The organism is Cobetia sp. MM1IDA2H-1 (assembly GCF_002916775.2).
GTDB classification, from domain to species: Bacteria; Pseudomonadota; Gammaproteobacteria; order Pseudomonadales; family Halomonadaceae; genus Cobetia; species Cobetia marina.
Map to the genome: position 1 here is coordinate 222,189 of NZ_CM133225.1, position 24,994 is coordinate 247,182.

General features: G+C 63.2%; 19 protein-coding genes. 14 read left to right on the forward strand and 5 right to left on the reverse strand.

Annotated elements, in window-relative coordinates; genetic code table 11:
- Positions 1 to 12: 12 nt before the first annotated feature.
- Complete coding sequence (locus tag BOH68_RS01050) at positions 13 to 966, reverse strand: CsgG/HfaB family protein (RefSeq protein ID WP_077378566.1); 954 nt, start codon at positions 964 to 966, stop codon at positions 13 to 15.
- A gap of 556 nt (positions 967 to 1,522) precedes the next feature.
- Here BOH68_RS01050 and thpD point away from each other — a divergent pair.
- Together thpD and BOH68_RS01060 are read left to right on the forward strand one after the other, a co-directional pair.
- Positions 1,523 to 2,629, forward strand: coding sequence for an ectoine hydroxylase (thpD, locus tag BOH68_RS01055; RefSeq protein ID WP_308457347.1), 1,107 nt, complete (start codon positions 1,523 to 1,525; stop codon positions 2,627 to 2,629).
- Positions 2,630 to 2,847: 218 nt separating this feature from the next.
- Positions 2,848 to 3,582 carry a fumarylacetoacetate hydrolase family protein gene (locus BOH68_RS01060; protein ID WP_077378569.1) on the forward strand — a complete coding sequence of 245 codons (735 nt, stop codon included), beginning with the start codon at positions 2,848 to 2,850 and terminating at the stop codon, positions 3,580 to 3,582.
- 206 nt (positions 3,583 to 3,788) lie between these two features.
- Here the strand turns inward: BOH68_RS01060 and speA are convergent, their stop codons facing one another.
- From speA to BOH68_RS01075, 3 genes are all read right to left on the reverse strand, one after another.
- The gene (gene speA, locus BOH68_RS01065) at positions 3,789 to 5,687 is read right to left on the reverse strand and encodes a biosynthetic arginine decarboxylase (RefSeq protein WP_077378572.1); all 1,899 of its coding nucleotides are present in this window, start codon (positions 5,685 to 5,687) and stop codon (positions 3,789 to 3,791) included.
- A 163-nt stretch (positions 5,688 to 5,850) separates the two neighbouring features.
- Positions 5,851 to 6,813 carry a homoserine kinase gene (locus BOH68_RS01070; protein ID WP_077378575.1) on the reverse strand — a complete coding sequence of 321 codons (963 nt, stop codon included), beginning with the start codon at positions 6,811 to 6,813 and terminating at the stop codon, positions 5,851 to 5,853.
- A 205-nt stretch (positions 6,814 to 7,018) separates the two neighbouring features.
- Positions 7,019 to 7,348 (reverse strand): DUF2782 domain-containing protein, encoded by a 330-nt coding sequence (locus BOH68_RS01075; protein WP_077378578.1) that lies wholly within the window; start codon positions 7,346 to 7,348, stop codon positions 7,019 to 7,021.
- Positions 7,349 to 7,691: 343 nt separating this feature from the next.
- Between BOH68_RS01075 and polA the strand changes: the two genes are divergently transcribed.
- The 10 genes from polA (at position 7,692) to BOH68_RS01125 (ending at position 21,168) form a co-directional block, all read left to right on the forward strand.
- Positions 7,692 to 10,580 carry a DNA polymerase I gene (polA, locus tag BOH68_RS01080; protein WP_077378584.1) on the forward strand — a complete coding sequence of 963 codons (2,889 nt, stop codon included), beginning with the start codon at positions 7,692 to 7,694 and terminating at the stop codon, positions 10,578 to 10,580.
- A gap of 124 nt (positions 10,581 to 10,704) precedes the next feature.
- A complete protein-coding gene (locus tag BOH68_RS01085) occupies positions 10,705 to 11,772 on the forward strand; it encodes a type I restriction endonuclease (protein WP_077378587.1) in 1,068 nt (355 codons plus the stop codon).
- A gap of 296 nt (positions 11,773 to 12,068) precedes the next feature.
- Positions 12,069 to 13,631, forward strand: coding sequence for a sigma-54 interaction domain-containing protein (locus tag BOH68_RS01090; RefSeq protein ID WP_456821153.1), 1,563 nt, complete (start codon positions 12,069 to 12,071; stop codon positions 13,629 to 13,631).
- A gap of 451 nt (positions 13,632 to 14,082) precedes the next feature.
- On the forward strand, positions 14,083 to 15,219 hold the full coding sequence (locus BOH68_RS01095; protein ID WP_077378590.1) for a TRAP transporter substrate-binding protein: 1,137 nt from the start codon (positions 14,083 to 14,085) through the stop codon (positions 15,217 to 15,219).
- Positions 15,216 to 15,962: a TRAP transporter small permease subunit gene (locus BOH68_RS01100; RefSeq protein WP_077378593.1), complete on the forward strand. Its 747-nt coding sequence runs from the start codon at positions 15,216 to 15,218 to the stop codon at positions 15,960 to 15,962. Before BOH68_RS01095 ends, BOH68_RS01100 begins: the two co-directional genes overlap by 4 nt.
- Entirely contained in the window at positions 15,952 to 17,301 is a 1,350-nt protein-coding gene (locus tag BOH68_RS01105; RefSeq protein WP_077378596.1) for a TRAP transporter large permease, read from the forward strand. The genes BOH68_RS01100 and BOH68_RS01105 overlap by 11 nt, the downstream gene beginning before the upstream one ends.
- 154 nt (positions 17,302 to 17,455) lie before the next feature.
- Complete coding sequence (locus BOH68_RS01110; RefSeq protein ID WP_077378599.1) at positions 17,456 to 18,055, forward strand: Rossmann-fold NAD(P)-binding domain-containing protein; 600 nt, start codon at positions 17,456 to 17,458, stop codon at positions 18,053 to 18,055.
- 288 nt (positions 18,056 to 18,343) lie between these two features.
- Positions 18,344 to 19,501 carry a 2-trimethylaminoethylphosphonate dioxygenase gene (gene tmpA / locus BOH68_RS01115; RefSeq protein ID WP_077378602.1) on the forward strand — a complete coding sequence of 386 codons (1,158 nt, stop codon included), beginning with the start codon at positions 18,344 to 18,346 and terminating at the stop codon, positions 19,499 to 19,501.
- A gap of 20 nt (positions 19,502 to 19,521) precedes the next feature.
- A complete protein-coding gene (locus BOH68_RS01120) occupies positions 19,522 to 20,136 on the forward strand; it encodes an HD domain-containing protein (RefSeq protein ID WP_077379338.1) in 615 nt (204 codons plus the stop codon).
- A gap of 51 nt (positions 20,137 to 20,187) precedes the next feature.
- On the forward strand, positions 20,188 to 21,168 hold the full coding sequence (locus BOH68_RS01125; protein ID WP_077378605.1) for an ABC transporter substrate-binding protein: 981 nt from the start codon (positions 20,188 to 20,190) through the stop codon (positions 21,166 to 21,168).
- Positions 21,169 to 21,281: 113 nt separating this feature from the next.
- On the opposite strand, the gene BOH68_RS01130 is transcribed toward BOH68_RS01125, so the two are convergent.
- Positions 21,282 to 21,950 carry a TetR/AcrR family transcriptional regulator gene (locus BOH68_RS01130; protein WP_077378608.1) on the reverse strand — a complete coding sequence of 223 codons (669 nt, stop codon included), beginning with the start codon at positions 21,948 to 21,950 and terminating at the stop codon, positions 21,282 to 21,284.
- A gap of 233 nt (positions 21,951 to 22,183) precedes the next feature.
- On the opposite strand from BOH68_RS01130, the gene BOH68_RS01135 reads away from it, so the two are divergent.
- Both BOH68_RS01135 and BOH68_RS01140 read left to right on the forward strand, forming a co-directional pair.
- On the forward strand, positions 22,184 to 23,347 hold the full coding sequence (locus tag BOH68_RS01135; RefSeq protein WP_077378610.1) for an HlyD family secretion protein: 1,164 nt from the start codon (positions 22,184 to 22,186) through the stop codon (positions 23,345 to 23,347).
- Between the two features lie 2 nt (positions 23,348 to 23,349).
- The gene (locus BOH68_RS01140) at positions 23,350 to 24,924 is read left to right on the forward strand and encodes a DHA2 family efflux MFS transporter permease subunit (protein ID WP_077378613.1); all 1,575 of its coding nucleotides are present in this window, start codon (positions 23,350 to 23,352) and stop codon (positions 24,922 to 24,924) included.
- Positions 24,925 to 24,994: the final 70 nt, after the last annotated feature.

Consider the following 24,994-nt stretch of genomic DNA (forward strand, 5'->3'; position numbering starts at 1 on the left):
ATGAATGTTGACTTATTGTGCTGCGCTGGATGCTGCCGATGTTTCTGTTGCAGGTGCCTCTGTTGCGGGTGCTTCTCTCAACGGTGTTGCGACTGCTGCGGTACTGCCTGATGCCGTATTGGCTGCGGCCACTTGCTGCGTGTTGCCGTCTTTCGCTGCTACATGCTGCCCTGGGTGAAGTTCACATTCCTGCCCCGCAGGTACAGGAAGTCCCAGGCCTTCAGTCAGGAGTTGGTAGGCGCCCATCTCCACGACTGATCTCACCCCCAGCTGCAGTGGCTCATTGCGCACTGCGCCGGAATCAAACTCGACCAGCTGATTGCCGAAGAAGCGATAGATGCCGGCTTCGACTTCGTAACCCACCACCTGCTTCTGCAGGCTGGTGACATAGACGGTGCGGAAGGTGCGGATGTCGACCATGCGCAGGTCCAGGCCCACATTGATCACGGCGGTCCGCAATCCGGCCCCGATTCCGCTGACGAACAGGCGAGTGCCACCACTGGAAATGTTGTAATTGAGCTCAGTGAGGGCACCGAGTACCACGAAGTGCGAGGGGAGGACGGCCAGCTTGCGTGGTGCATAGGCCATGGCCTTGTTCTCGTAAAGTTGCTGCTCGGCCAGCGGGACGCGAACATCAAGACGCTCTGTCAGGTGAACCTTGCGAGTCTTGTAGAGCGCGCTGATCAACATTTCCGAGACACCCTGAGTGACGGCGGCGCTTTCGGTTACTGTCGAATAGCTGCGTTGCCCTGTCTTGTCAGTGATTTGCCCGACGGCGATGACTGGCAGGTTTGTCGCGCCTGAAATACGGCTCAATGAGGCAAGACATTCACTGTAAGGCGTATTGTTTGAGGTGACTGGCGGCCCGACGACTGGCTCGACATTATCGAATTTTGGCTCGACTGCGGCGCAGCCCCCCAGCACTGTGGCCATGCAAGCGGCCAGACAAATCCGTGGCTTGAACATGCTGGAAGTTCCCCTGGTGTGACGCATTGTCCTGCGCCGTTCTTGTACTCTGATATGTGTCTATCAGTTGTGATGCCGTGTCTTTACAGGGGCATTAAGTGTGCCAACTAAATTCACAATAGCTCACAACAACTTACGCTTATTGTCTGGTGATCATTCGCGATGCGATTTGCAAAAGGCGAAGCGTATTGGGGTGAATTGTCAGGAGTCCATGACAAGGAATGAGGCGATATATGAGGCATGATGTCTTTCATGCATGAGGCGCGTGGCCACCGCGTGAATGATGAAATGATCTATCGGGGTGACTGAGGAATCTTGTCATCCGTGAGACACAGGAGGTCTCATGTTTTCGCGAGAACGGTGATGGCGGGGGTAGTGCGCGATTGAATGGTCTTTTAACGAACTCGGGGATCAGGCGTCTGTGATTAATTCATGATTCATGGGGTTGAAGTCTGTGTCATGGCCCATAGGTGGGACAGTGCGGCCAAGCCGCAGGAATAGAACGCCGGATTCCTCTTTCCTCAATGCAAGCCATTGATGCCTTAAGGAGAGCAAGATGACAGCTTCACGCCACATGACCTCGTACAACGCCACCGCTGCGCTTTCGTCCAAGCAGCGCCACCACCACGAGATGGACGGCAGCAACGCCAGCGATGGCGCAGAGTCCTCCAATCAGCGTCTGGGTGTTCGTCAGGTCGATGCCGATCGCGATCAGGCGCCGGAAGCCTATCTGGACAAGTCAGGCAGCGACCGAGGCTCCTCCCACTCGCGCGACGCCTACCCGACGCGTCTGAGCCAGCCACCGCAGCACCTGTGGCAGAAGCGCCGCGAGCCCGTCGTGCACTCGCGCGCCGACGAGGGGCCGCTGGGGGCTGAGCAACTCAAGCGGTTCGAGCGCGATGGCTTCCTGTTCGAGCCGGAATTCCTGGCCCCGCAAGAAGTCGAGACGCTCAAGGCCGAACTGGCTGCGCTGCTGGAGCAGGAAGATCTCCAGGGCCGTGATTTCACCATCACCGAGCCCAAGAGCCGCGAGATCCGCTCCATCTTCGCCGTGCACTTCCTGTCGGAGCGCTTCCGCCAGCTTGCCGAAGACCCGCGCCTGATGGATCGCGCGCGCCAGATTCTGGGTGGCGATGTCTATGTCCACCAGTCGCGCATCAACTACAAGCCGGGCTTCGAGGGCAAGGGCTTCAACTGGCACTCGGACTTCGAGACCTGGCACGCCGAGGATGGCATGCCGGAAATGCGTGCGGTCAGCGCCTCGATCATCCTGAATGACAATCACCACTTCAATGGCCCGCTGATGCTGATCCCCGGCTCGCACGAAGTCTTCGTGCACTGCCTGGGTGAGACGCCGGAAGACAATCACAAGTCTTCGCTGCAGGCACAGGAAGTCGGTGTGCCCTCGCGCGAAGCGCTGCGAGAGCTGGTCGCCCAGCGTGGCATCGAGGCGCCCACCGGTGCCGCGGGTGGTCTGCTGATGTTTGACTGCAACACCTTGCATGGCTCCAACGCCAACATGTCGCCGGACCCGCGCAGCAACGCCTTCTTCGTCTACAACCGTGTCGACAATGCCATGCAGGCGCCGTTCGCGGCCTCTCGTCCGCGCCCTGAATTTCTGGCCCACCGTGCCGATGGTGGCTGGGATGAACTGGAAAAATGAGCCGCGCGTGACAGATCGCCAGCGTGAGCAAGTGAAAGGAAAGACCGAAAGGCTGAGCAGGCCAGTGGACTGAACTGCACAACCCGGGGTTGCGTTCAGGCGGCGAAATCTCGGACGTTGGTGTGGTAGTGGCAAACCGGCGGGGCGGCGTAAGATTGAGACATCTCTCATCGATCATCTCTCATTGATCATCCATCACGCCCCGACAGGAGTTCTGCATGCCGCTTGCTCAGCGTTTTACCCCACGTTTCAGCGATGGTCGTGTCTTTGCCCATGATCTCGGCAAGGTGGTGTGCGTGGGGCGCAATTATGCTGCCCACGCCGCGGAGCTCGGCAATGAAGTGCCCAGCGAGCCGTTGCTGTTCATCAAGCCCGCCACCAGCGTGGTGCCCATGGACAAGCCGCTGCCGCTCTCGAAGCGTCGTGGCCAGTACCATTACGAGGCCGAGCTTGCGCTGCTGATCGGCAAGCCACTGTGCGAGGCGAGTGAAGACGAGGCGCTGGAGGCATTGGCCGGCATGGGGCTGGCGCTGGATCTCACCCTGCGTGAGCGTCAGAGCAAGCTCAAGGCCAAGGGCCAGCCGTGGGAACTGGCCAAGGCCTTTGACGGCAGCTGTCCGCTGTCCTCCTTCGTGGCGCTGGAAGGCCCGCGCTGGCGTGATGGCGAAGGCGCACTGCATGATGTCGATTTCCAGGCACTGCAGTATCGTTTCGCCATCGACGGCGAGCAGCGTCAGCAGGCGGATACCCGTCTGATGCTGTTCCCTGTCGCGCGGCTGCTCAGCGAGATCAGCCACAGCTTCACGCTGCTGCCCGGCGACGTGGTACTGACCGGTACGCCGGAAGGGGTTGGCGAGCTGAATCCGGATCAGGCGCTGGCACTGGCGCTGGATGCCCCGGATGGCAGCGGCGAGCTGCTGCGTGTCGAGACACGCACTCGCGGCGTGGCATGACGCCTGGGTCTGTCTCGAGCCTTGACGTGAGTTGGCTCTGAGGCAGCCCTGAGCGAGTTCACAGCAGCCCTGAGCGAGTTGAAAACAGCCCTGAGCGGGTTAAAAAAAAGCCCCTGCCGGGATTCCGGCAGGGGCTTTTGCTGTCTGGGCTGCTGCTTTCCGGGCTCGAATCTCTGAAGCAGAGATCGGCTCAATGACGGAAGGGCTCAGCTCTCCAGGTAGGTATATCCTTCCAGACCTGCCTTCAGGTCCTCGAGCAGGTCTGCCTGTTCCAGCGCGTTCAGATTGGATGACTTGAGCTGACGCGCGAGGCGGGCCGCCAGCTGATCCGGGTCGAAGTTCACGTAGCGCAGCACCTGCGCCACGCTATCGCCCTGGATGGCATGGGAAAGCTGCCATTGGCCCTCGTCGTCGAGGCTGGCATCCACGGAATCGGTATCGCCGAACAGATTGTGCAGATCGCCGAGGATCTCCTGATAGGCGCCGACCATGAAGAAGCCGAGCAGCTTCTCTTCCTCGGCATGCCATTCCGGCAGCGGCAGGGTGGCGTCCAGGCCCTGGTCATCCACATAGGTGTCGATGCGGCCATCACTGTCGCAGGTGATGTCCTGGATCACGCCACGCCGGGTCGGCGCGCGGTCGAGACCGGTCAGCGGCAGGATCGGGAAGATCTGCTCGATGCCCCAGATGTCCGGCAGTGACTGGAACAGCGAGAAATTGACGAACAGCTTGTCGGCCAGCTTCTCGTTGAGCTCATCGAGCACCGCGCGGTGCGAACGCTGGCGCGCATCGAGGCGCCCGGCGAGACTGCGACACACGTTGGTGTAGATGGCCTCGGCCTCGGCACGGATGGCGATGCTCGCCAGCCCCATCACGAAGCGCTCCTGCACCTGATGCTGGGCATGCACCACGGCGTGGTAGATCTCCACCAGCTCACGTGGCTCGAGCGCACCCTCCAGACGCGCGGCCTGCGTCCACAGCGCGGCGATCTGCAGATCATCCTCACGCGGCGTGGGCAGCGGCAGGTCGACACGCTCCTCGCCGATCACGTCCGTCACCAGCACGGCGTGGTGAGCGGTCAGAGCACGACCGGATTCGGAGATGATGTGCGGATGCGGCAGATCATGCGCCTCGCACACCGCGTGGAACGCCCCGACCACATAGTCGGCGTATTCGCGCATCGAGTAGTTGAGCGAGCAGGCGCTTTCCGAGCGCGTGCCTTCGTAGTCCACGCCCAGGCCACCGCCGACATCGACGATTTCCACGCCGGCACCGGCCTCATGCAGCCCCTGATAGAAGCGCGCGCACTCGGCCAGGCCGCGCTGGATGTCGCTGATGTCCGCGATCTGCGAGCCGAGGTGGAAGTGGACCAGCTTGAGGCAGTCCAGCGCATCCACCTCGCGCAGACGCTCGACCAGCGCGACGATCTGGCTCGCCGTCAGGCCGAATTTCGACTTCTCGCCGCCGGTGTTCTGCCAGTTGCCCTTGCCGATGGTGGCCAGGCGCGCGCGCAGACCGATGCGCGGCCGCACGCCGAGACGTTCAGCCTCTTCCAGCACCAGTTCCAGCTCGCTGGCCTTCTCGACCACCAGGTGCACGCGATGGCCGAGCTTCTCGCCCATCAGTGCCAGACGCACGTACTCGCGGTCCTTGTAGCCGTTGCAGACGATGACCGACGGGCCATTGTCCGACAGTGCCAGCACGGCGAGCAGTTCCGGCTTGCTGCCGGCTTCCAGGCCGACACGCCCGCGCGAGCGTTCGCTGGTCGCCAGCAGTTCCTCGACCACGCGACGCTGCTGGTTGACCTTGATCGGATAGACGGCGGTGTAGCTGGCGCCATAGCCGCGTGAGCTGATGGCGGCATCGAAGGCGGCGCACAGCTGCTCGACACGGTCATGCAGGATATCGGCGAAGCGGATCAGCAGCGGCAGTCGCAGGCCCTGGGCGCGGGCCTTGTCGATCAGCGAGATCAGCGGCAGCGCAGGCGTACCCGGTTCGCCATGGGGGCGCACCAGCGTCAGGCCATCCTGGCCCACATCGAAATAGCCGCTGCCCCACTGGTCAATGTTGTAGGTGCGGCGTGCTTCGGCTGCAAAGGAGGTCATCGCGGTCTCCGGAGATGGACGGCGTGAAGGCAAGCCCGGCGGTGCTCAGCGGTGTGGGCAGCGTCGGAGAAGACAATGGCGCCCGCACGGATGCGGGCGCTCAGGGGGCGCATTATGCCTGCTGGGGAGGCGCAGGCAATCGCTTTGCCACTTGCGTGGACATTCAGGCCGGCTGGGTGGCGTCGGGCAGCGGCAGGGCGCCTTCCTCGATGCGCCGGCCCAGCAGCTGGCGATACTGTGCCGGGTCCTTCGGCGTCAGGCTGTGAGCGGGCGGGTCCACGTAGACCACCAGCAGGCGTGACAGCCAGTAGCGCAGCGCGGTCATGCGCAGCATGCTCGGCCACAGGCGGCGTTCGTCAGCGTTCATCGGACGCTCGGCCAGATAGGCGCTGAGCAGGGCGTCATAACGCGCCTGATCCAGACGGCCATCGTCATTGGAGCACCAGTCATTGACCAGAATCGACAGATCGAAGATCAGGTCGCCGGTGCAGCCATTGTAGAAGTCGATGATGCCGCCGAGGCGATCGCCGTCAAACAGCGTGTTGTCGCGGAACAGATCCCCGTGCAGCGCGCCCTGTGGCAGGTCGACGCCACTGAAGACGTCTTCGCAGACATCGATCTCGTCGGCCATCAGTGCCTGGTCTTCCGGGCTCAGATAGGCCAGCACCTTGTGGTGCATCGGCTTGATCCAATGCAGGTCACGGGTGTTGGGGCGCTGGCCGGTGAAGTGCTGGGAGACGGCATGCATGAGCCCCAGCGCAGCGCCGATCTCGCGGCACTGGGCGACATTGGGCGAGACGGGCCACTTGCCCGGCATGCGCGGAAACAGCAACGCCGGCTTGCCTGCCAGCGTCTTGAGCGCCTGACCTTCGCGGTCATGCAGCGGGCCGGGCACCGGCAGCTGGTGGCTGGCGAGGAAGTCGAGCAGCTCGACGAAGAAGGGCAGTTCCTCATGCTCGCCCTGCTCGAACAGGGTCAGCACCATCTCGCGGCGGTCGGTGGTGACGAAGAAGGTCGAGTTCTCGGTGCCGTGGGCGACATCTTCCAGCGATGTCAGCGTGCCTGCATCGTACTCTGCCAGAAATTCTGCGACCTGAGCCTCGCTCAGGGGGGTAAAGACTGCCATGGGTGACTCTTCTCGCCGAAATGTGTCCGCCCCATCAGTGGCGCGCCGCTGGACCGACGCGGCGGCAATGCGCTGACAGGAGTTGTTGTCGGTAGGCAGGAGGGAGACCTCCATGCCCGGGCCGAGCGCAAGGGATGCGTCCGGTCCGGGCATGATGCCCGTCACTGCCGGGTCAGATGCCGCGTGACCCGCAATGCCGAGCTTATCACTTTTTCCGCGCCCAGCCGGGCACCTTGAGCTGACTGGCCTGCGACACGCTGGAACGGGTGAAGTTGCCGTTGCCATCACTGTCGAGCAGGAAGAAGGGCGTGCCCCCCTTGGGGATGATCTCGATGGCGTACAGATGGCCATTGACGCGGTATTCGCGCAGCTGGCGGTCATCCTGCTGACGGCTGGTGACCTGTGGCTTGGGGGCATCACTCTCGGCCACGGACAGCGGGGCGCCCAGCGCGGTGATGACCAGCAGCAGAGCACTCGCCAGCAGCGTGGGCAGGCGCAGCGTCGGGTGCGGAGCAATCGAAGCAGTCGTGCGCATGGCATTCCTCCTTTAACACGTGAGCCTTCATCGCAGGGAGACTGGCGACAAGGCCCCGTACACAAAAGTCCTGAGCGCAAAGATTCTGTGCGCAAGCGTGCGGAGGGCAAGCGAATCGGCGATGGCCAGAAACCTTGCCTGATGGGCGCAGTCTACGACTCTTGTCAGCCGCGTGCACGATTTCACTGCCCCCGGGAGCTGCCCGAAAGCCGGTCCATGCCCGCGGCGTGACTGTGCCTCGCCGCAGCCCTTGCGTATCATGACAGCCATTGATGCCGAGAGAGTTTCGGCCCCGACTCTGCTTGCCCCAAGCTCACCCTTCAGCCTACGGATGCGACTGCTCATGGCCGCCACGCCGATCGTTCTCGTCGATGGATCTTCCTACCTCTATCGTGCCTTTCATGCCCTGCCGCCGCTGACCACCTCCAAGGGCCTGCCCACCGGCGCGGTGAAGGGCGTGATCAACATGCTCAAGAGCCTGATCCGCCAGTATCCGGACAGCCCCATGGCGGTGGTGTTCGACGCCAAGGGCAAGACCTTCCGTGATGACATGTACCCCGAGTACAAGGCCCAGCGTCCGCCGATGCCCGATGACCTGCGCCTGCAGGTCGAGCCGCTGCATGCCTGCGTACGCGCGCTGGGTCTGCCGCTATTGTGCGTGGAAGGTGTCGAGGCCGATGACGTCATCGGGACTCTTGCGCGACTGGCCACCGAGGCCGGACGTGACGCCGTCATCTCCACCGGCGACAAGGACATGGCTCAGCTGGTGAACGAGCACATCACCCTGGTCAACACCATGAAGAACGAGACGCTGGACGTGGACGGCGTCACCGAGAAGTTCGGCATTCCGCCCAATCTGATCATCGACTTCCTCGCGTTGATGGGCGACAAGGTCGACAACATTCCCGGCGTGCCGGGGGTGGGCGAGAAGACCGCGCTGGGCCTGCTGCAGGGCATGGGCGGCGGTCTCGACACCATCTACGGTGATCTCGATCGCATCAAGACGCTCAGCTTCCGCGGCGCCAAGACCCTGGCCAAGAAGATGGAAGCGCACCGCGAAGATGCCTATCTCTCCTATCGTCTCGCCACCATCAAGCTGGACTGCGAGCTGGAGCATGGCCTGGATGACCTCGCGATCGCCGCGCCGGATACCGCCGCGCTGGTCGAGCTCTACAAGGAGATGGAGTTCCGCGCCTGGTTGAAGGAGCTGCTGGAAGGCGGTGACATGGCCGCTACCCCGCACGCCGACGAGAAGGACAGCGGTGTCGCCGGCGGTGATCTGTTCGGCGACAGCATCGCGCCCGTCGCGGAGAAGGCCTCCGGCAAGGGCAAGACCGCCGCTGCACCGACGCCTGAGCTGGATGGGGCGGGTGACGAGGACGAGATGCCCGAGGCGCTGCCGCCGCGTGAGGAGCGCAACTACCGCGCCATCACCGAGCAGGCCGAGCTGGACGCGTGGCTGGAGCGCGTGCGCAACGCCACCTCGCTGTGCTTCGACCTCGAGACCACCAGCCTCAACTACATGGAAGCCGAGATCGTCGGCATCGGCATGGCGCTGGAGGTCGGCGAGGCCGTCTACATCCCCGTCGCCCACAGCTATCTGGATGCCCCCGCGCAGCTGGACCGCAAGGCCGTGCTGGAGGCGCTGACGCCGATTCTGGCCGATGGCGCCATCACCAAGATCGGCCAGAACCTCAAGTACGACATCGAGGTGCTGGCGCGCTATGACATCGCGGTGGCCGGTCCGCTGGCCGACACCATGCTGATGTCCTATGTGCTCAACTCCACCGCGACCCGTCACGACATGGACTCGCTGGCGCTCAAGTACCTGGGCGAGAGCACCATCAGCTTCACCGACATCGCCGGCAAGGGCGCCAAGCAGCTGACGTTTGACCAGATCGCGCTGGAAGAGGCGATGCCCTACGCCTGTGAGGATGTCGACATCACCCTGCGCCTCGCCGCGCTGCTGATGCCGCGCATCGAGAAGCTGGGCCGTCTGGGCGAGGTGCTGCGTGATTACGAATACCCGCTGATTCCGGTGCTGGCGCGCATCGAGCGCAACGGCGTCGCGATTGACCCCGAGCGCCTTCACGCCCAGACCCGTGAGCTAACCGAGCAGATCCACGACATCGAGAAGCAGGCCTTCGAGCTGGCGGGCCGCGAGTTCAACCTCTCTTCCCCCAAGCAGCTGGGCGAGATCCTCTTCGAGGAGCAGAAGCTGCCGGTCAAGAAGAAGACTCCCAAGGGCGCGCCGTCCACCGCCGAAGCCGTGCTTGAGGAGCTGGCGCTGGACTACCCGCTGCCCAAGCTGATCATGCGCCATCGCGGCATGACCAAGCTCAAGAGCACCTACACCGACAAGTTGCCGCAGCTGGTCAACCCGACCACGCGCCGCCTGCACACCAGCTACCATCAGGCCGTCACCGCCACCGGGCGTCTGTCGTCTTCCGATCCGAACCTGCAGAACATCCCGGTGCGCAGCGAGGAGGGCCGTCGCATTCGTCAGGCCTTCATCGCGCGCCCCGGCTATCGCATCGTCGCGGCGGATTACTCGCAGATCGAGCTGCGCATCATGGCGCACCTCTCCGGTGACAAGGGGCTGCTCTCGGCCTTCGCCGACAACCGTGACGTGCACGCCGCCACCGCCGCGGAAGTCTTCGGCACCGAGGAATCGCGTGTCAGCAGTGATCAGCGTCGCAGCGCCAAGGCCATCAACTTCGGGCTGATCTACGGCATGTCCGCCTGGGGCCTCTCGCGTCAGCTGGATATCGACCCCGGCCAGGCCAAGACCTACATCGAGCGCTACTTCGAGCGCTATCCGGGCGTTGCCACCTACATGGAAGACACTCGCCACCTCGCCGCCGAGCAGGGCTATGTCGAGACCATCTTCGGCCGTCGTCTCTACCTGCCGGAAATCGGCTCGCGCAATCATGCGCGTCGCAGTGCTGCCGAACGCACCGCCATCAACGCCCCGATGCAAGGCAGTGCCGCCGACATCATCAAGCGCGCCATGATCGACGTGGACGCCTGGCTGGCGGGCAATGACGGTGACAAGGTGTATGACGCCATGATGGTCATGCAGGTGCACGATGAACTCGTCTTCGAAGTCGCCGAAGCGCAGGTCGAAGACTTCATGAAAGACGTCGCCCAGCGCATGCAGAACGCCGCCTCCCTCGACGTCCCGCTGCTCGTCGAAGTCGAGCAAGGCGACAACTGGGAAGAAGCGCATTAACGCGACGGACTCTTTAAGCAATAACAAAAACCCCGCCTCGGCGGGGTTTTTGTTATTAACTTTGACAGTTATCCTTATCAGGGCAAAGATCTAGGAGCTAGCTTTTACACAGGGAAGAAGAAAAATGAGCTTAATAGAACGTTTCCAGCCATTAGTCCGTCGTGCACGTGATGAAAGCTCTCACATTACGACCGAAGAGGCCACCAAGACGGCGTTAATATTACCCATGTTGCAGATCTTGGGGTATGACGTTTTTAATCCTCGCGAGGTCATTCCAGAGTATATTGCCGATATAGGGAAGAAAAAGGGCGAGAAGGTTGATTATGCCATCATGAAAGATGGCGAGATATCCGTGTTAATTGAGTGCAAGCCCTTGGGTATGAATCTTGACCAAGCCCACTTCACCCAGCTTTATCGTTATTTCAGTGTGACGCCTGCGCGCTTTGGTGTACTCACGAATGGTGTGGAGTATCGCTTCTTCTCGGACTTGGATGACAGGAATAAGCTTGACGATCAGCCTTTCTTCCGTTTCGATCTGCTAGATCACAACGATCGTGATTTAGAGGAGTTGAAAAAATTCAGTAAAAGTGATTTTGAAGTTGATAATATTCTTGGCTCTGCAAGTCAGCTTAAGTATATCTCGCTTATACAAGAAGAGTTTGCTTCTCTCATTACCGACGTGCCTGAAGACTTTGTGAAATTTATTGTGTCGCGTGTCTACGAAGGGCGCATGACTCAAAGTGTGGTGAGTGAGTTCAAGCCAACCGTTTATGATGCAATTCAACAGTTTATTCGTGAGCAGGTGGATACTCGTCTCAAGAAAGCGCTTAACTCCAGTGACTTGTCAGTTAGCGACGTTATGAGAAGTGATCCTGTTGAAAAAGAGGTAGAGCCAGAAGATGGCATTGAAACCACGCAAGAAGAAATTGACGCCTATAATATTGTAAGAGCTTTGGTTTGCGCCAAGGTTGATATTGAGCGTGTTGTCATGCGTGATACTAAAAGCTATTGCGGTATTTTACTTGATGATAATAACCGCAAGCCGATTTGTCGCCTGCGCTTTAATGGTAAAAGCATCAAAAGAGTCGAGTTCTTTGATGATGACGCCGATCGAGTAGAGATCAAAGACGTTAAGGACATTTTCTTGTTCAAGGAACGCTTGTTGAACACTATTGATAAATATATCCAGTAAATAGTGTTGGCTGATAAGGAAACCCCGCTCCGGCGGGGTTTTCTTGTTTTTGGGGCGAGTGTCATCTGGCAAGTTCTAGTTCTGCATGGAATGGTCCACAGCTAGATCGCGAGTATAAGCAACTACCGCATGTGCTGACCTCGGGAACTCCTACGACCACTGGCTACGTTGATCCTTGGCGGTGGTAGGCCGATGCTGTAGGTGGAGTCCGGTTTTCCGGACGCTGGCCGCGGAATGAAGCGACACACAACAATCAGATCCGGCGGGTGTTGGTGGCAGCATGGCGGCTACCCACGATGACCGGACACGCCAAGGGAGAGTCGGTGATGGCTCAGCAGATGCCAGTGTCAGGCGCGGTGGGCGGGGAGAAGATGGCTGCTCCGCTGCGCAACGATTCACCTGCCACCTCGATTCATGTCGAGCGGGCGCGTCGCGAGTTGCTGCGAGCCGCGATGGATGCGGTGGAGGAGTGGGTGGTGGTGGTGGATGCCCAGGGCGGTATCCAGTTTCTGAACGCCCCCTATGCCGAGTTTCTCGGGGTGGAGGCCAGCGAGGTGCTGGGGCGCGATGTCAGCGAGGTGATCGAGAACACCCGCATGCATGAGGTGCTGGACAGCGGACGCGCGGAGCTGGCCCAGCTGCAGTTGATTCGTGGCCACCACATGATTGCCCACCGTTACCCCATCTTCCGCGATGGCGAGCTGATCGGCGCCATCGGCTCGGTGCTCTATCACGACACCTGGGAATGGCGGCAGGTGAATGCTCAGGTCCAGGCGCTGGAGGCGGAGGTGGACTACTACCGTCAGGCGCTGGAAACCCCCAACGGCGCGCGCTGGCAGCTGAGTGACATCATCGGGGATTCGCCCGCCATGCGGGAGCTGGCCAGCAAGGTACGCAAGATCGCCCCCGGTGGCGCCTCGGTATTGATCCGTGGCGAGTCCGGTACCGGCAAGGAGCTGTATGCCCATGCGCTGCACCGCAGCTCGGCGCGCGCCAAGGGGCCCTTCATCAAGCTCAACTGCGCGGCGATTCCCGAAGCGCTGCTGGAGGCGGAGCTGTTCGGCTATGAGGAAGGCGCGTTCACCGGCGCGAGGCGAGGCGGCAAGCCCGGCAAGTTCCAGCTCGCGGATGGTGGCACGCTGTTTCTCGATGAGGTCGGTGACATGCCGCTGGCGATGCAGGCCAAGTTGCTGCGCGTGCTGCAGGACCGTGAAGTCGAGGCGGTCGGCGCGACACGACTGGTCACCGTCGATGTACGAGTCATCGCCGCCACGCACCGCCCGCTGGAAGCGCTGGTCGAGAGCGGCGAATTCCGCGAAGACCTCTTCTATCGCATCAACGTGGTGCCACTGCAGGTGCCGCCGCTGCGCGAGCGCCGTGACGACCTGCCGACCCTGGCCACGCATCTGCTGTCACGTCTGGCGCGTCGTAGTGGCCGTCGTCCGCCGATACTCTCCGAGACCGCGTTGGAGCGCCTGTGTGCCCATCACTGGCCCGGCAACGTGCGCGAGCTGGAAAACGTCCTCGAAGCCGCCTTCTACCTGGGCGGCAGCCATATCCAGCCGACCGATCTGCCGGATGCCATCGGTGCCCGGCATGGCGATGCGCGGCATGGCGATGCCCGCCGGACTGAATTATCCACACCCCCCTCGGATTCAGCCGAGCTTGCTGCTTCCGACACGCCAGTGGCAACCGGCTCGCTGCGGGAGGCGATGGCGCAGACCGAGCGACGCCTGATTGAGGCCGCCCTGTCTGCCGCCAATGGCAATCGCACCCGCGCCGCCCGTCAGCTCGGCATCGCCAAGTCCTCGCTCTACGAGAAGCTCAACCGTCATGGCCTGTTGGCCGAAACGCCCTGATCGAGAGTGGTTTCACCTTCCCGCCACAGACGAGGGGTCAAAGCGTCCGGAAATTCGGTCAATGACCGGAATTCCGGACGCTTTGCGTATCTTGCCACCCCACGCCGTGCCTGCCCGCATGGGGTCTGCATTCCACTATCGGCATATTCGACTGGAGTCGTAGACCGAATTCATGTCAGCGCGCGACCTTGGTCGCAGCCTTGGCGACCCGCGTGTCCGACTTTCCGGACACTGCCGAGCATGGATGGCGGCATCGAGGACATCGTGTGGCTACTCGTGCGTGATTGGCTCTCGTAGCTCTCTGAAATCATTGGAATTGTTGTGGCGTGGTCAGGCGCTTGCGTTGTCAATGGGTAAGTTGACGTAAGCGTCAGCTTGTTGCGTGCCTTATCGCCAGAAAGCATCGAGCCGTACGACCAGCCAGTACAACAACAAATCAGGGAGCCGTGCCATGTTGCATCACGCCACGCCGCGTCACACGACGCCGACTCGTCGCCTGCGCCTCGGAGCCGCCATCGCGGCGGCCGTCGCCACCACCACCTTGATGGCCGCCGCACCTGCTCAGGCGGAAGGGCCGAAGCAGCTTGACGTCGCCAGTACCTTCTCGACCAAGAACTTCCTGGGCGCCGGGGCCGTGCGTCTGTCCGAGGAACTCAAGAGCGCCACCGGCGGTGAAGTCGGCCTGCGCGTGCATGAGCCGGGCGATCTGGTGCCGGCCTTCGAAGTCTTCAACTCCGTCTCTTCCGGCGCGATCCAGGCCGGTTGGGACTGGATGGGCTACTGGGCCGGCACGGTGCCGATCACCAACCTCTACGGGGCGCTGCCGTTCGGCCCGAGCCCGGAAGCCTTCATGTCATGGATGTGGGCCGGTGAGGGCACCGAGCTGATCCAGGCCGCCTATGACCCCTACGGCGTGAAGGTGCTGCCGTGCTTCATCTCCCCGCAGGAGACGGGCGGCTGGTACAACAAGGAAATCAACTCGCCGGATGACTTCAAGGGCCTGTCGATGCGCATCTCGGGCCTTGGTGCCAAGGTGCTCAACAAGCTGGGCGCCTCCACTCAGCTGGTACCGGGCAGCGAGATCTATCTCGCGCTGGAGCGTGGCCGTGTCGATGCCACCGAGTTCTCGGTGCCGCAGGTCGATCAGGCGATGGGCTTCAATGAAGTCGCCAAGTACTACTACTTCCCGGGTTGGCACCAGAGCGCCAGCTGGTTCTCGCTGTTGATCAATCAGCAGGTGTGGGACAGCTACAGTGACCAGCGCAAGGCGCAGTTCCAGACCGCCTGCCGCGCGACCCTGCAGTGGGCGATGGCCGAAGCGCCGCCGGCTCAGGTACGTGCGATCCATGAGCTCGAAGCCAAGGGTGTCGAGGTCAAGCGCTTCCCGGAACCGGTGATGACCGCGCTGCAGAAGGCCTGGGGGGAAGTGCTGGAAGAAGAGAAGCAGACCAATCCTGACTTCGCCAAGGCCTACGATTCGCTGATGAAGCATGCCGCATTGATCGACGAATGGTACGAGCTGCAGGCCATGCCGCAGCCGATGGCCATGAAGCAGGCTGGTGACGCTGAGGAGGGTAGCGCCCAATGACCGACCCCCGCCTTGCGCCCTGGCGGGCACAGGGCGGGGCGGTGTGTGACGCCCTGGGCCGACCGCTGGTCGGCCTGGGGCTATGGGTGGGTCGCCTGACCAGCTGGTTGGGTCTGGCGATCATCCTGGCCGTGCTCACCACCGTCACGCTCAACGCCCTGGGCATCAATGAAATCGCCAACTGGGGGTCGCCTGACGTGCTGCTGTTCGGCACCGCGATCACCATCAATTCCGTCACCGAGCTTCAATGGCATCTGTTCGGCCTGCTGACGCTGTTCGGTGGCACCTATGCCTTGCACAGCGACACGCATGTGCGGGTCGATCTGTTCTACCAGCGCCTCTCGCCGCGTGGGCGCGCCGTGGTCGATATCCTCGGCCACCTCATCATGCTGATTCCCTTCTGCCTGCTGATCGCCTGGCTGTCCAAGCACTTCGTCACCATGTCCTACATGTCCGGCGAGAAGTCCAACTATGGCGGGCTGGTGGACCGGTATCTGATCAAGGCGATGCTGCCGACGGGGCTGGTGTTTCTCGCCCTCGGCGCACTCGGGCAGATCTTCGAGAATCTGGCCTGCCTGTTCGACCCGGCGCGCACTCCTGAGCGCCTGAAGGACCATGAGATTGCCAGTCTTGCCGGCCTTGCACCTCAGGCAGGCAAGACGCAGGACACCGCTGCACACGAGACGGCCGGCACGACGGCACCCAAGGATCAAGCAGACGGGAGCCATGACGATGCTCGCTGAATACGCCTTGCCCATCACCATGGTGGTGGCACTTCTGATCGGTATCTTCTCCGGCTACCCGGTAGCCTTCCTGCTCGGCGGGCTGGGTATCCTGTTCGCCTTCATCGGTGACATCCCGCTGCCGTTTCTCGGCACCGTCGGCTCGCGCATCTTCGGCGGGGTGATCGAGAACTGGCTGCTGATCGCGATTCCACTGTTCGTGTTCATGGGGCTGATGCTGGAAAGCTCCGGGGTGGCGCGCAATCTGTTGATGACGTTGCAGCGCCTGTTCGGCCGCGTGCATGGCGGTCTGGCCGTCTCGGTGGCGCTGCTGGGCGTGGTGATGGCCGCCAGTACCGGCATCATCGGTGCCTCGGTGGTCATGCTGGGGCTGCTGGCGCTGCCGGTGATGCTGGGGCAGGGCTACAAGGCCGAGATGGCCTGTGGCGTGATCGCGGCCTCCGGCACCCTGGGCATCCTGATTCCGCCCTCGATCATGCTGGTGCTGATGGGCTCCATCCTGCAGATCTCGGTGGGGGCACTGTTCAAGGCGGCGCTGATTCCGGGGCTGATGCTCGGCGCGCTCTACGTGGCCTATCTGCTGATCACCGCCAAGCTGCGTCCGGACTGGGCACCGCTGCCGGACCAGTCGCTGCTCGGCACCGACAAGACACCGCTGCCGCTGGCGCTGCTGCGGGATCTGCTCGGCCCGATGGTGCTGATCGTCGCGGTGCTGGGCTCGATCATGACCGGTATCGCCACGCCCACCGAGGCTGCGGCCATCGGCGCGGGCGGCAGTCTGCTGCTGGCGCTGGTGATGGGTGGGCTGTCCTTCGACACCCTGCGCAACACGCTGCGCGATACCTCGCGAACCAGCGCGATGATCCTGTTCGTCGTCATCGGCGCGACCTGCTTCTCGGTGGTCTTCAAGCGCCTGGGCGGTGACTACCTGATCGAGGATGTCATCACCGGCACCGGGCTGGGTCCCTACGGCCTGCTGCTGCTGCTGATGGGGCTGATCTTCGTGCTCGGCTTCTTCCTCGAGTGGATCGAGATCAGCTTCGTGGTGCTGCCGCTGGTGGCGCCGGTGGTCGAGGCGCTGGACTTCGGGCTCGGGCTTTCCGGCCAGGGGCTGCTGGTATGGTTCGCGATTCTGGTCGCCATCAACCTGCAGACGAGTTTCCTGACCCCCCCCTTCGGCTACGCATTGTTCTATCTCAAGGGCATCACCGCCGGGCAGGTCTCCATCGGCACCATCTATCGCTCGATTCTGCCCTTCGTCGGCCTGCAGCTGGCGGGGTTGATCCTGTGCATGCTGTTCCCCGCGCTGGTGCTGTGGTTGCCGGGGCTGATGCCCTGAGTGCGGGCAGGGGACGGGCAGAGTGCGGGCGTGACATCGGCGCCGTGACACCGCCACGCCGTGGAAGGTAGTCAGCAGGGCGAGGGGCATCACAGGGAGGTGATGTGCCACAGATCCGCCGTGATCGGAAGAGCGATCCATCAGGGAGAACGAGATGCTGCCACGACGCAGGGTATTGATTGCGGGGCAGGGAGAATGGCTGGAAGCCATGGCGCGCACCTTCCTGGAAGATGGTGCCATCATCGCCCTGATGAGCACCGCGCAGACGGATCTTGAGCGCGTGCTGGACGCGCTGGGCGGCGAGCAGTCGGATCGCTTCGGTCAGGTGGTGGGCGAGGGCTGTTTCGAGGTGCTGGTGGCGCGTCTCGGCCGTCTCGACGTGCTGGTCTGCATGCCGCCGCAGGCCGTGGCCGGGCAGTCGCTGGAGGCGTGTCTGGTCGCGCAGGTCGCCGGGCCCGGCGCCTTGCTCAAGGCGGCCTGTGCACGCATGTTGCGCCACGGTGGACGCCTGCTGGCCGTCGCGCCGCCGCTGTCCTCGCCGCTGCCCTCGCAGGAGCATCACGGCACTGCCATGGCGCAGGCGGCGCTGGGTGAGTTGATCCAGCGCCTCGCGCTGCGTGCCCCCGACAGGGTGCGCGCCAATCTGCTGTGTCCCGAGGGCAGCCGACCGGATGCCGTGGCGGAGTGCGCGCGCTTCCTAGCCGGTGGTGCCGGGCGCGCGCTCAACGGTCAGGTCCTGCACCTGACCGACTGATATCGAATGGGGGCTCCCGGCCCTCGTTCTCTTGTCGTACCCCCGGCGCACGATGGCTGCCGGGCCTGCCTGCCATTCCTTCCCAAGCCTTGCCGATTCGTTTCCGCGGATGCGCCGCGTTCGCTGGTCCGACATATGGCCAATTTCATCAAATCTATGTCCAGTTTCCTCAATCCACTTCGACGGTAGGGGCTTAAGGTAGAAGAGATTCCAGTCGGACCCGCCCCCGAGAGCAGGCACCTGCCAGGGAAAACAAGCGTGCCGCTCCCCAGCCGTGGAGAACATCGAGTGCCCAGCGCCCCCCTTTCCGTCTGCCTGACAGACTCCGGACGACAACTGCAGCTGAGCCACCCCGAGGGTGATCTGACCCTCGAGGCGCTCTGGCTGCGCGAGCGGAGTCCTGATGACGCGACTCTCGATTCCCTGACCGGTCAGCGCCTGATCGAGGCGGCGGATCTGCCGCTGGATCTGCGCCTGAGTGAGGCGCAGCTCGACGGCGATACGCTGTCGCTGGCCTTCAGCGACGGCCACGCGGTGAGTGTCTCGTCGTCGGCTCTGCTGGCGGAGTGTCGCGCGCCACAGGCCTACCAGGGCATGACGTTCTGGAAGGGGGATCTCGCCCAGCTGCCCGAGGCTGACTTCGCGGCAGCACTGGACGATGACGCGGCCTTGCTGGACATGCTCGAGCAGTTGCAGCGCTTCGGCTTCGTGCGGGTCAGTGGCGTGCCGGATCACGAAGATGGCATGCAGAGCCTGATCCATCGCATCGGGCCGCTGCGACGCACCAACTGGGGCGGCATCGCCGACGTGAAATCCGTCGCCAACGCCTATGACCTCACCATGACCCAGCGCGGGCTGGAGCCGCATACCGACAATCCCTACCGCGACCCGATTCCGGGCTATATCTGGCTGCACTGCCTGCGCAACGCGGCCCAGGGCGGCGACAGCATGCTGGTGGATGGCTACAGCGCGGCAGAGCACCTGCGCCGTGAAGACCCCGAGGCCTTCGCCTGCCTGACAGAAGTCACCCCCGGCTTCCGCTACCACGACGCCACCACGCGCCTGGAGAGCGAAGGCCCGCTGATCGAGCTGGATAGCCGTGGTCAGGTCGCCCGAGTACGTTTCTCCAACCGCACCGAGCGGGTGCCGGCGCTGCCCGGCGCGACCCTGCGTCGCTACTACGCTGCCCGCCAGGCGTTCTATCGCCTGATCTCCGGTGATGACTTCACGCTGCACCTCAAGCTGGCACCGGGCCAGATGCTGATCATGGACAACTACCGGCTGTTCCATGGTCGTAGCGCCTTCCAGCTGGAAGGCGGCATCCGTCACATGCGTCAGGGCTATGTGGATCGCGACTCCACGGCCAGCCGCCGCCTGCTGCTGGCCGACCAGCTTGCCGATCAGCTCAGCGGTCAGCCGGACAACCGGGAGGAGGCCACCGCATGAGTCAGCAAGATACCGTCCCGATGACCCAGGCGCGCTTTCGCAGCTTCGCGGAAAGCACGCATGCCGAATGGGCGCTGATCGATGCGCACTTCCGGGAGTATCAGTCCGATGCCTGTCGGCGCGTGATCGCCCACCTGGGCCGCCTCCAGGGAGATCACCATGGCTATCCGGTGGATCGCTACGAGCACTGCCTGCAGACGGCGACCCGCGCCTTGCGTGCCGGTGCCGATGAGGAGATGGTGGTCTGCGCGCTGTTGCACGACATCGGCGATGATCTCGCACCGGCCAATCATGCCGAGATCGCCGCGGGTATCCTCGAACCGTTCATTGATCCGCTCAATGTCTGGATGATTCGCCATCACGAGCTGTTCCAGGGCTATCACTACCGGGAATTCTTCGGCCAGGACCGCCATGCACGTGATGCCTACGCCCACCACCCTGCCTATGAGCGCACCGTGCGCTTCTGTGACGAGTGGGACCAGACCAGCTTCGACCCCGAATACGACACCCTGCCGCTTGCGCATTTCCTCCCGATGCTTGCGCGCGTGATGGGGCGTGAGCCCTTTGGCGGCCTGCCGAAACTGGTGGCAGCGCCATCGGCTGCAGTCGCGCAAGGCATGCAAGACCCCGCTTGACACTCCCTATAACAAGGCCCGGTGCGACCGGTGCTGACAAGGAACGACAAGATGAAGCGACCCCTGACCTGCCTGACCTCTTCCCCGTTGCGCGGCACCCGCCGCGGTCTTCTCACGCTCGGTGCACTGCTGCTCAGTACGGCGCCGCTGGCGGCTTCTGCCCAGGACACGGACGACGTCTTGACGCTCATCGTGCCGCCCTGGCCCGGTGTCAGCGTCAAGAGCGAGATCGTCGCCCAGATTCTCGCCCCCATGGGCTATGACGTGGAGCGGCAGGAAGTCAGCTCCACCGTCGGTTACAACACCCTGACCACCGGCGACAGCGATGCCTTCCTCGCCGGCTGGCTGCCGGCCCAGAAGGACAGCTACGACGCGGCCATGGCGGCCGGCGCGATCACGGATCTCGGCAACAACGTCACCGGTGCCCGGATGGGCTTCGCGGTGCCGGGCTATGTCTATGACGCGGGTATCCACAGCGCGGCGGATCTGGCCGCCCACGCCGATGAATTCGATGAGACCATCTACTCCATCGAAAGCGGCTCCACCATCAGCGACATGCTCAACGGCGCCATCGACGACGATGTCTATGGGCTGGGTGACTGGGATGCGATGGAATCCTCGACGCCGGGGATGCTCAGTGAAGTGCGCGCCGCCGAGCGCGAGCAACGCTGGATCGCCTTCTACGGCTGGACGCCGCACTGGATGGTGCCGGAATTCGACACCCATATCCTGGAAGACCCGGAATCGGTCTTCGGCCCTGACAACGGCGCCAGTGACGTCAAGACCGTCGTGCGGACCGCCTACGCCGAGGCCAATCTCAACCTGACGCGCTTTCTCGATCAGCTGGTCTTCAGCTCCGATGAGCAGAGCGCCTTCATCCTCGACTACAGCCTGAACGAGCGTGACCTCGATGAGGTGGCGCACGACTGGCTCGTCGCCCACCCGGAGCGTCTGGCGGAGTTTCTTGCCGGCGTGACGACCCGCGATGGCGAAGATGCCGTCGCTGCCGTGAACGCCAGCCTGCAAGACTGACGTAGCCTCCCTACCGCGATGACGGCCATTGATCGCTTCCCGCGCTCCACTTCTCCTGCATACGAAGACGCCGAGTCAGTCGACTCGGCGTCTTGCTGTCAGGGGCCCAGTGTTCAGGCCCCGAAACCCGCGATGAAGACGCGCACGCAGCGCCTGACGTGTGGTCGCAGGCTTTCCGGGTCGGCCGGTTCGGGGAAGCTGCCCAGCAGGGCATCGACATGCAGCGGGTTGAGCAGCATGCCGGTCAGCAGGTTGGCGGCGGCCAGCGGTTCCTGCCCGAGGCCGGAGCCTGGCAAGTGGCCCTCCGCCACCTGTCGTGACAGGTAGCCTGCCAGCCGCTGGCGCGTCAGCTTGGGGCCATTGTCGAGGAAGAGCTTGCCGAGCTGCGGGTTGCGGCCGCTCTCGAAGGCGAGGCCACGAAACAGCCGGATCAGCTGTGGTTCGAGGGCCAGTGTCAGCATCGCCATCCCGAAGTGTTCCAGGGCCTCGTCGACGCGACGTGCCTCATTGACCTCGTGATCCATCACCGACCATACCGACTGTGCTTCCTGCTGCATCACGGCGAGGAACAGCCCCTCCTTGTTGCCGAAATTCCGATAAAGCGTCGTCAGTGATCCGCCGGCCTCCCGTGCGATCTCGTTGATGCTGGTCGCGGCGTAGCCATTTTGCAGGAAGTGTTCTCTGGCGACTTCCCGCTGGCGTCTGCGGCGGGCTTCCCCGCGCGGCGAGGTGCGGGATGTGGCGGTGTCCGGAGCACTCTGCGAGGAAGGGGAGTCCGTCATGTCTGTGTCCTCTGGTGAAAGGGGCCGACTGACGCCGTCAGGGTTGCGATATTGCGAACGAGGCACGCTGTCGGTTGACGCTGTCGGGGGTGGCTCAATGAAGTGTAGTATTCATTACACTTAGTGGCGGTGCAAGATGGCAGTCCCGAGCGCAGGCGTTGCGTCATCGAGGCCGGCCACCGTCAGACGCTTTCCCTGCCTGGCACTGACAGGCAGCAACAGAGAGTCGCCGTATGAACAAGGCAGGCAAGGGCGCAGTGGCGCTCCTCGTGGTGGCGGGCGTGATCGCGGGTGGCGTGATGGGAGTCGAGTGGTGGCAGGTCGGGCGCTTCATGCAGGAGACTGACAATGCCTATGTGCGGACCGACAGCGTGCCGGTACGTTCCGAGATCACCGCGCGCGTGACGCGCATGCTGGTGCATGACAACCAGCCGGTGAAGAAAGGGCAGTTGCTGGTTCAGCTGGACGATGGGGATGCCAGGGCCAACCTGGATCAGGCGAGCGCCGCACTCGACAAGGCGCGCACCGGGGAAGTCCAGGCCGAGCGTCAGCTGGATCTGCAGAGCGCGAAGATCGATGAGGCCAAGGCGGCCCTGGCCTCGGCCAAGGCCGAGCGCGATCAGGCCGCGCTGCATCTCAAGCGCTCAAGGAGTCTTGAGAGCCGCAGCTACGCCTCGCGGCAGTCCCTTGAAGATGATCAGGTGACCCTGCGCACTGCCGAGGCCAGCGTCGCGCAGCAGCAGGCGTCGCTGGTCTCCGCGCGTCAGCAACTCGAGGTCTACAAGGCACAGCTGGACTCGGCCCGCGCCGAAGTGGTGTCAGCGGCGGCGGATCTCGCCTACGCGCGCCACCAGCTGGAGAAGACCTCGATTCGTGCGCCCCAGAACGGCGTGGTCGGCAATCGCAGTGTCGAGGTCGGCACCATGGCCAGCGCCTCGCTGACCCTGATGCAGCTGGTGCCGGTGGAAAGCGCCTACGTGGTGGCCAACTACAAGGAAACCCAGACCGAGCGCATGCGAGTCGGGCAGCCGGTCCACCTTGAGGTGGATGCCTATCCGGACATCGAGTTCGAGGGGGTGGTGGACAGCCTCGCGCCGGCGACCGGCACCGAGTTCAGCCTGCTGCCGACGGACAATGCCACCGGCAACTTCAACAAGATCGTCCAGCGCGTGCCGGTGCGTATCCGCCTGACCGGCCCGGAAGCGGCATTGCCACGCCTGCGGGCGGGGCTGTCGGTCGTGCCGTCCATCGACACCCGCGAGCTGCCGGAGACCGGCACCTATGCGGCCAGTGTCACCGCGCCGGTCACTGCGGCTGTCACCGCGCCTGTCATGGCGCCTGATAGCGTGCAGGCCGCCTCCGATGTCGCGGCCACCGCCGAACACGGAGCGCAGTGAGCATGGCCGAGGCAACCGCAGCCCCGGCTGGTGCTGCCAGTGACATGCCGTCGCGCCGTCAGCAGATCGGCTTCATCGCGGCGGTGTTCGGCATGTTCATGGCGATCCTGGATATCCAGATCGTCGCCAGCTCGCTCAATGAGATCCAGGCGGGCCTGGCGGCCAGTCCCGAGCAGGTCTCCTGGATCCAGACCAGCTATCTGATCGCCGAGATCGTGATGATTCCGCTCTCGGGCATGCTGGCGCGCATCTTCTCGACCCGCGTGGTACTGACCGTCTCGGCGCTGGGGTTCACGCTGGCGAGTCTGGGCTGTGCATTGTCCACCTCGCTTGAGGCGCTGATCGTGCTGCGTGCGGTCCAGGGCTTCATGGGCGGGGCGATGATTCCGCTGACCCAGGCCGTGAGCTTCTCGATCTTCCCGCGGCGCAAGATGGGCACCATTCAGGCGGTGATCGGCCTGGTGGCGACCATGGCGCCGTCCATCGGTCCCACCGTCGGTGGCTATCTGACCGAGTATTTCAGCTGGCACTGGCTGTTTCTGGCCAATCTGCTGCCGGGCATCCTCGTGGCCAGTCTGGTGTGGCGCAATCTGGAGATCGACAGCGGTGATCGCGGACTGCTCAAGCGTCTGGACACGCTGGGACTGTCGTTGATGGCGGTGTTTCTCGGCAGCCTCGAATACGTGCTGGAGGAGGGGCCGGGAGATGACTGGTTCGCCAGCACCCCCATTCTGCTGTGGGCCATCGTCTGTGCGCTGAGCTGCGTGGGCTTCTTCTGGCGCGTGCTGAGTGCTGACAACCCCATCGTGGATCTGCGCGTGTTCAAGAATCGCAACTTCGCGCTCGGCGCGCTGGTCGGCTTCTGGCTGGGCGTGGTGCTCTACGGGCTGGTCTATCTGGTGCCGCTGTTCCTCGGCAGCGTGCGTGGCTTCTCGAGCCTGCAGATCGGCGAGGTGATGTTCGTGGCGGGCGTGGCGATGTTCCTGATGGCACCGCTGTCGGGCAAGCTCTCCGATCTCATCGATCTGCGCCTGATGATGTTCATCGGTCTGGTGCTGACCGGTGTCGGCACCGGCATGAATGCCCATCTGACGTCGGGCTCGGGCTACAACGAGTTCTTCTGGCCGCAGGTCATCCGTGGCGTGGGCCAGATTCTGGTGCTGCTGTCGGTGTCACGCCTGGCGATGGGACGACTGGCACCCCACGAACTGGGCAACGGCAGTGGCCTGTTCAACGTGATGCGCAACCTGGGCGGCGCGGTGGGTCTGGCGCTGATCGATACCGTGCGCGACTGGCGGGAGGACTACCACTGGAACCAGCTGATCGGCTCCATCGACCAGAGCCGCCAGGTGGTGATCGACCAGCTGGCCAGCTATCAGGTGACCTTCTCGGGCCTGACCGACCCCTGGCAGGCGGGCGTCGCGATGATCGCGCAGCGCATCAGTCTTCAGGCCGAGGTGCTGGCCTTCGACAATATCTTCCTGTGGCTGGGCGCGGTCTATGTGGTGGGCAGTGTCGTGGTGATCGCCTTCCGTCGCCCGGAGAGCGAGGGCAGTGACGAAGGCGGCGCTCACTAGCGTGGCGTCCCGTGGCGTCACCGCCGCCCCGGCCAACCAAAAGACCCGCCTTGATGGCGGGTCTTGTCGT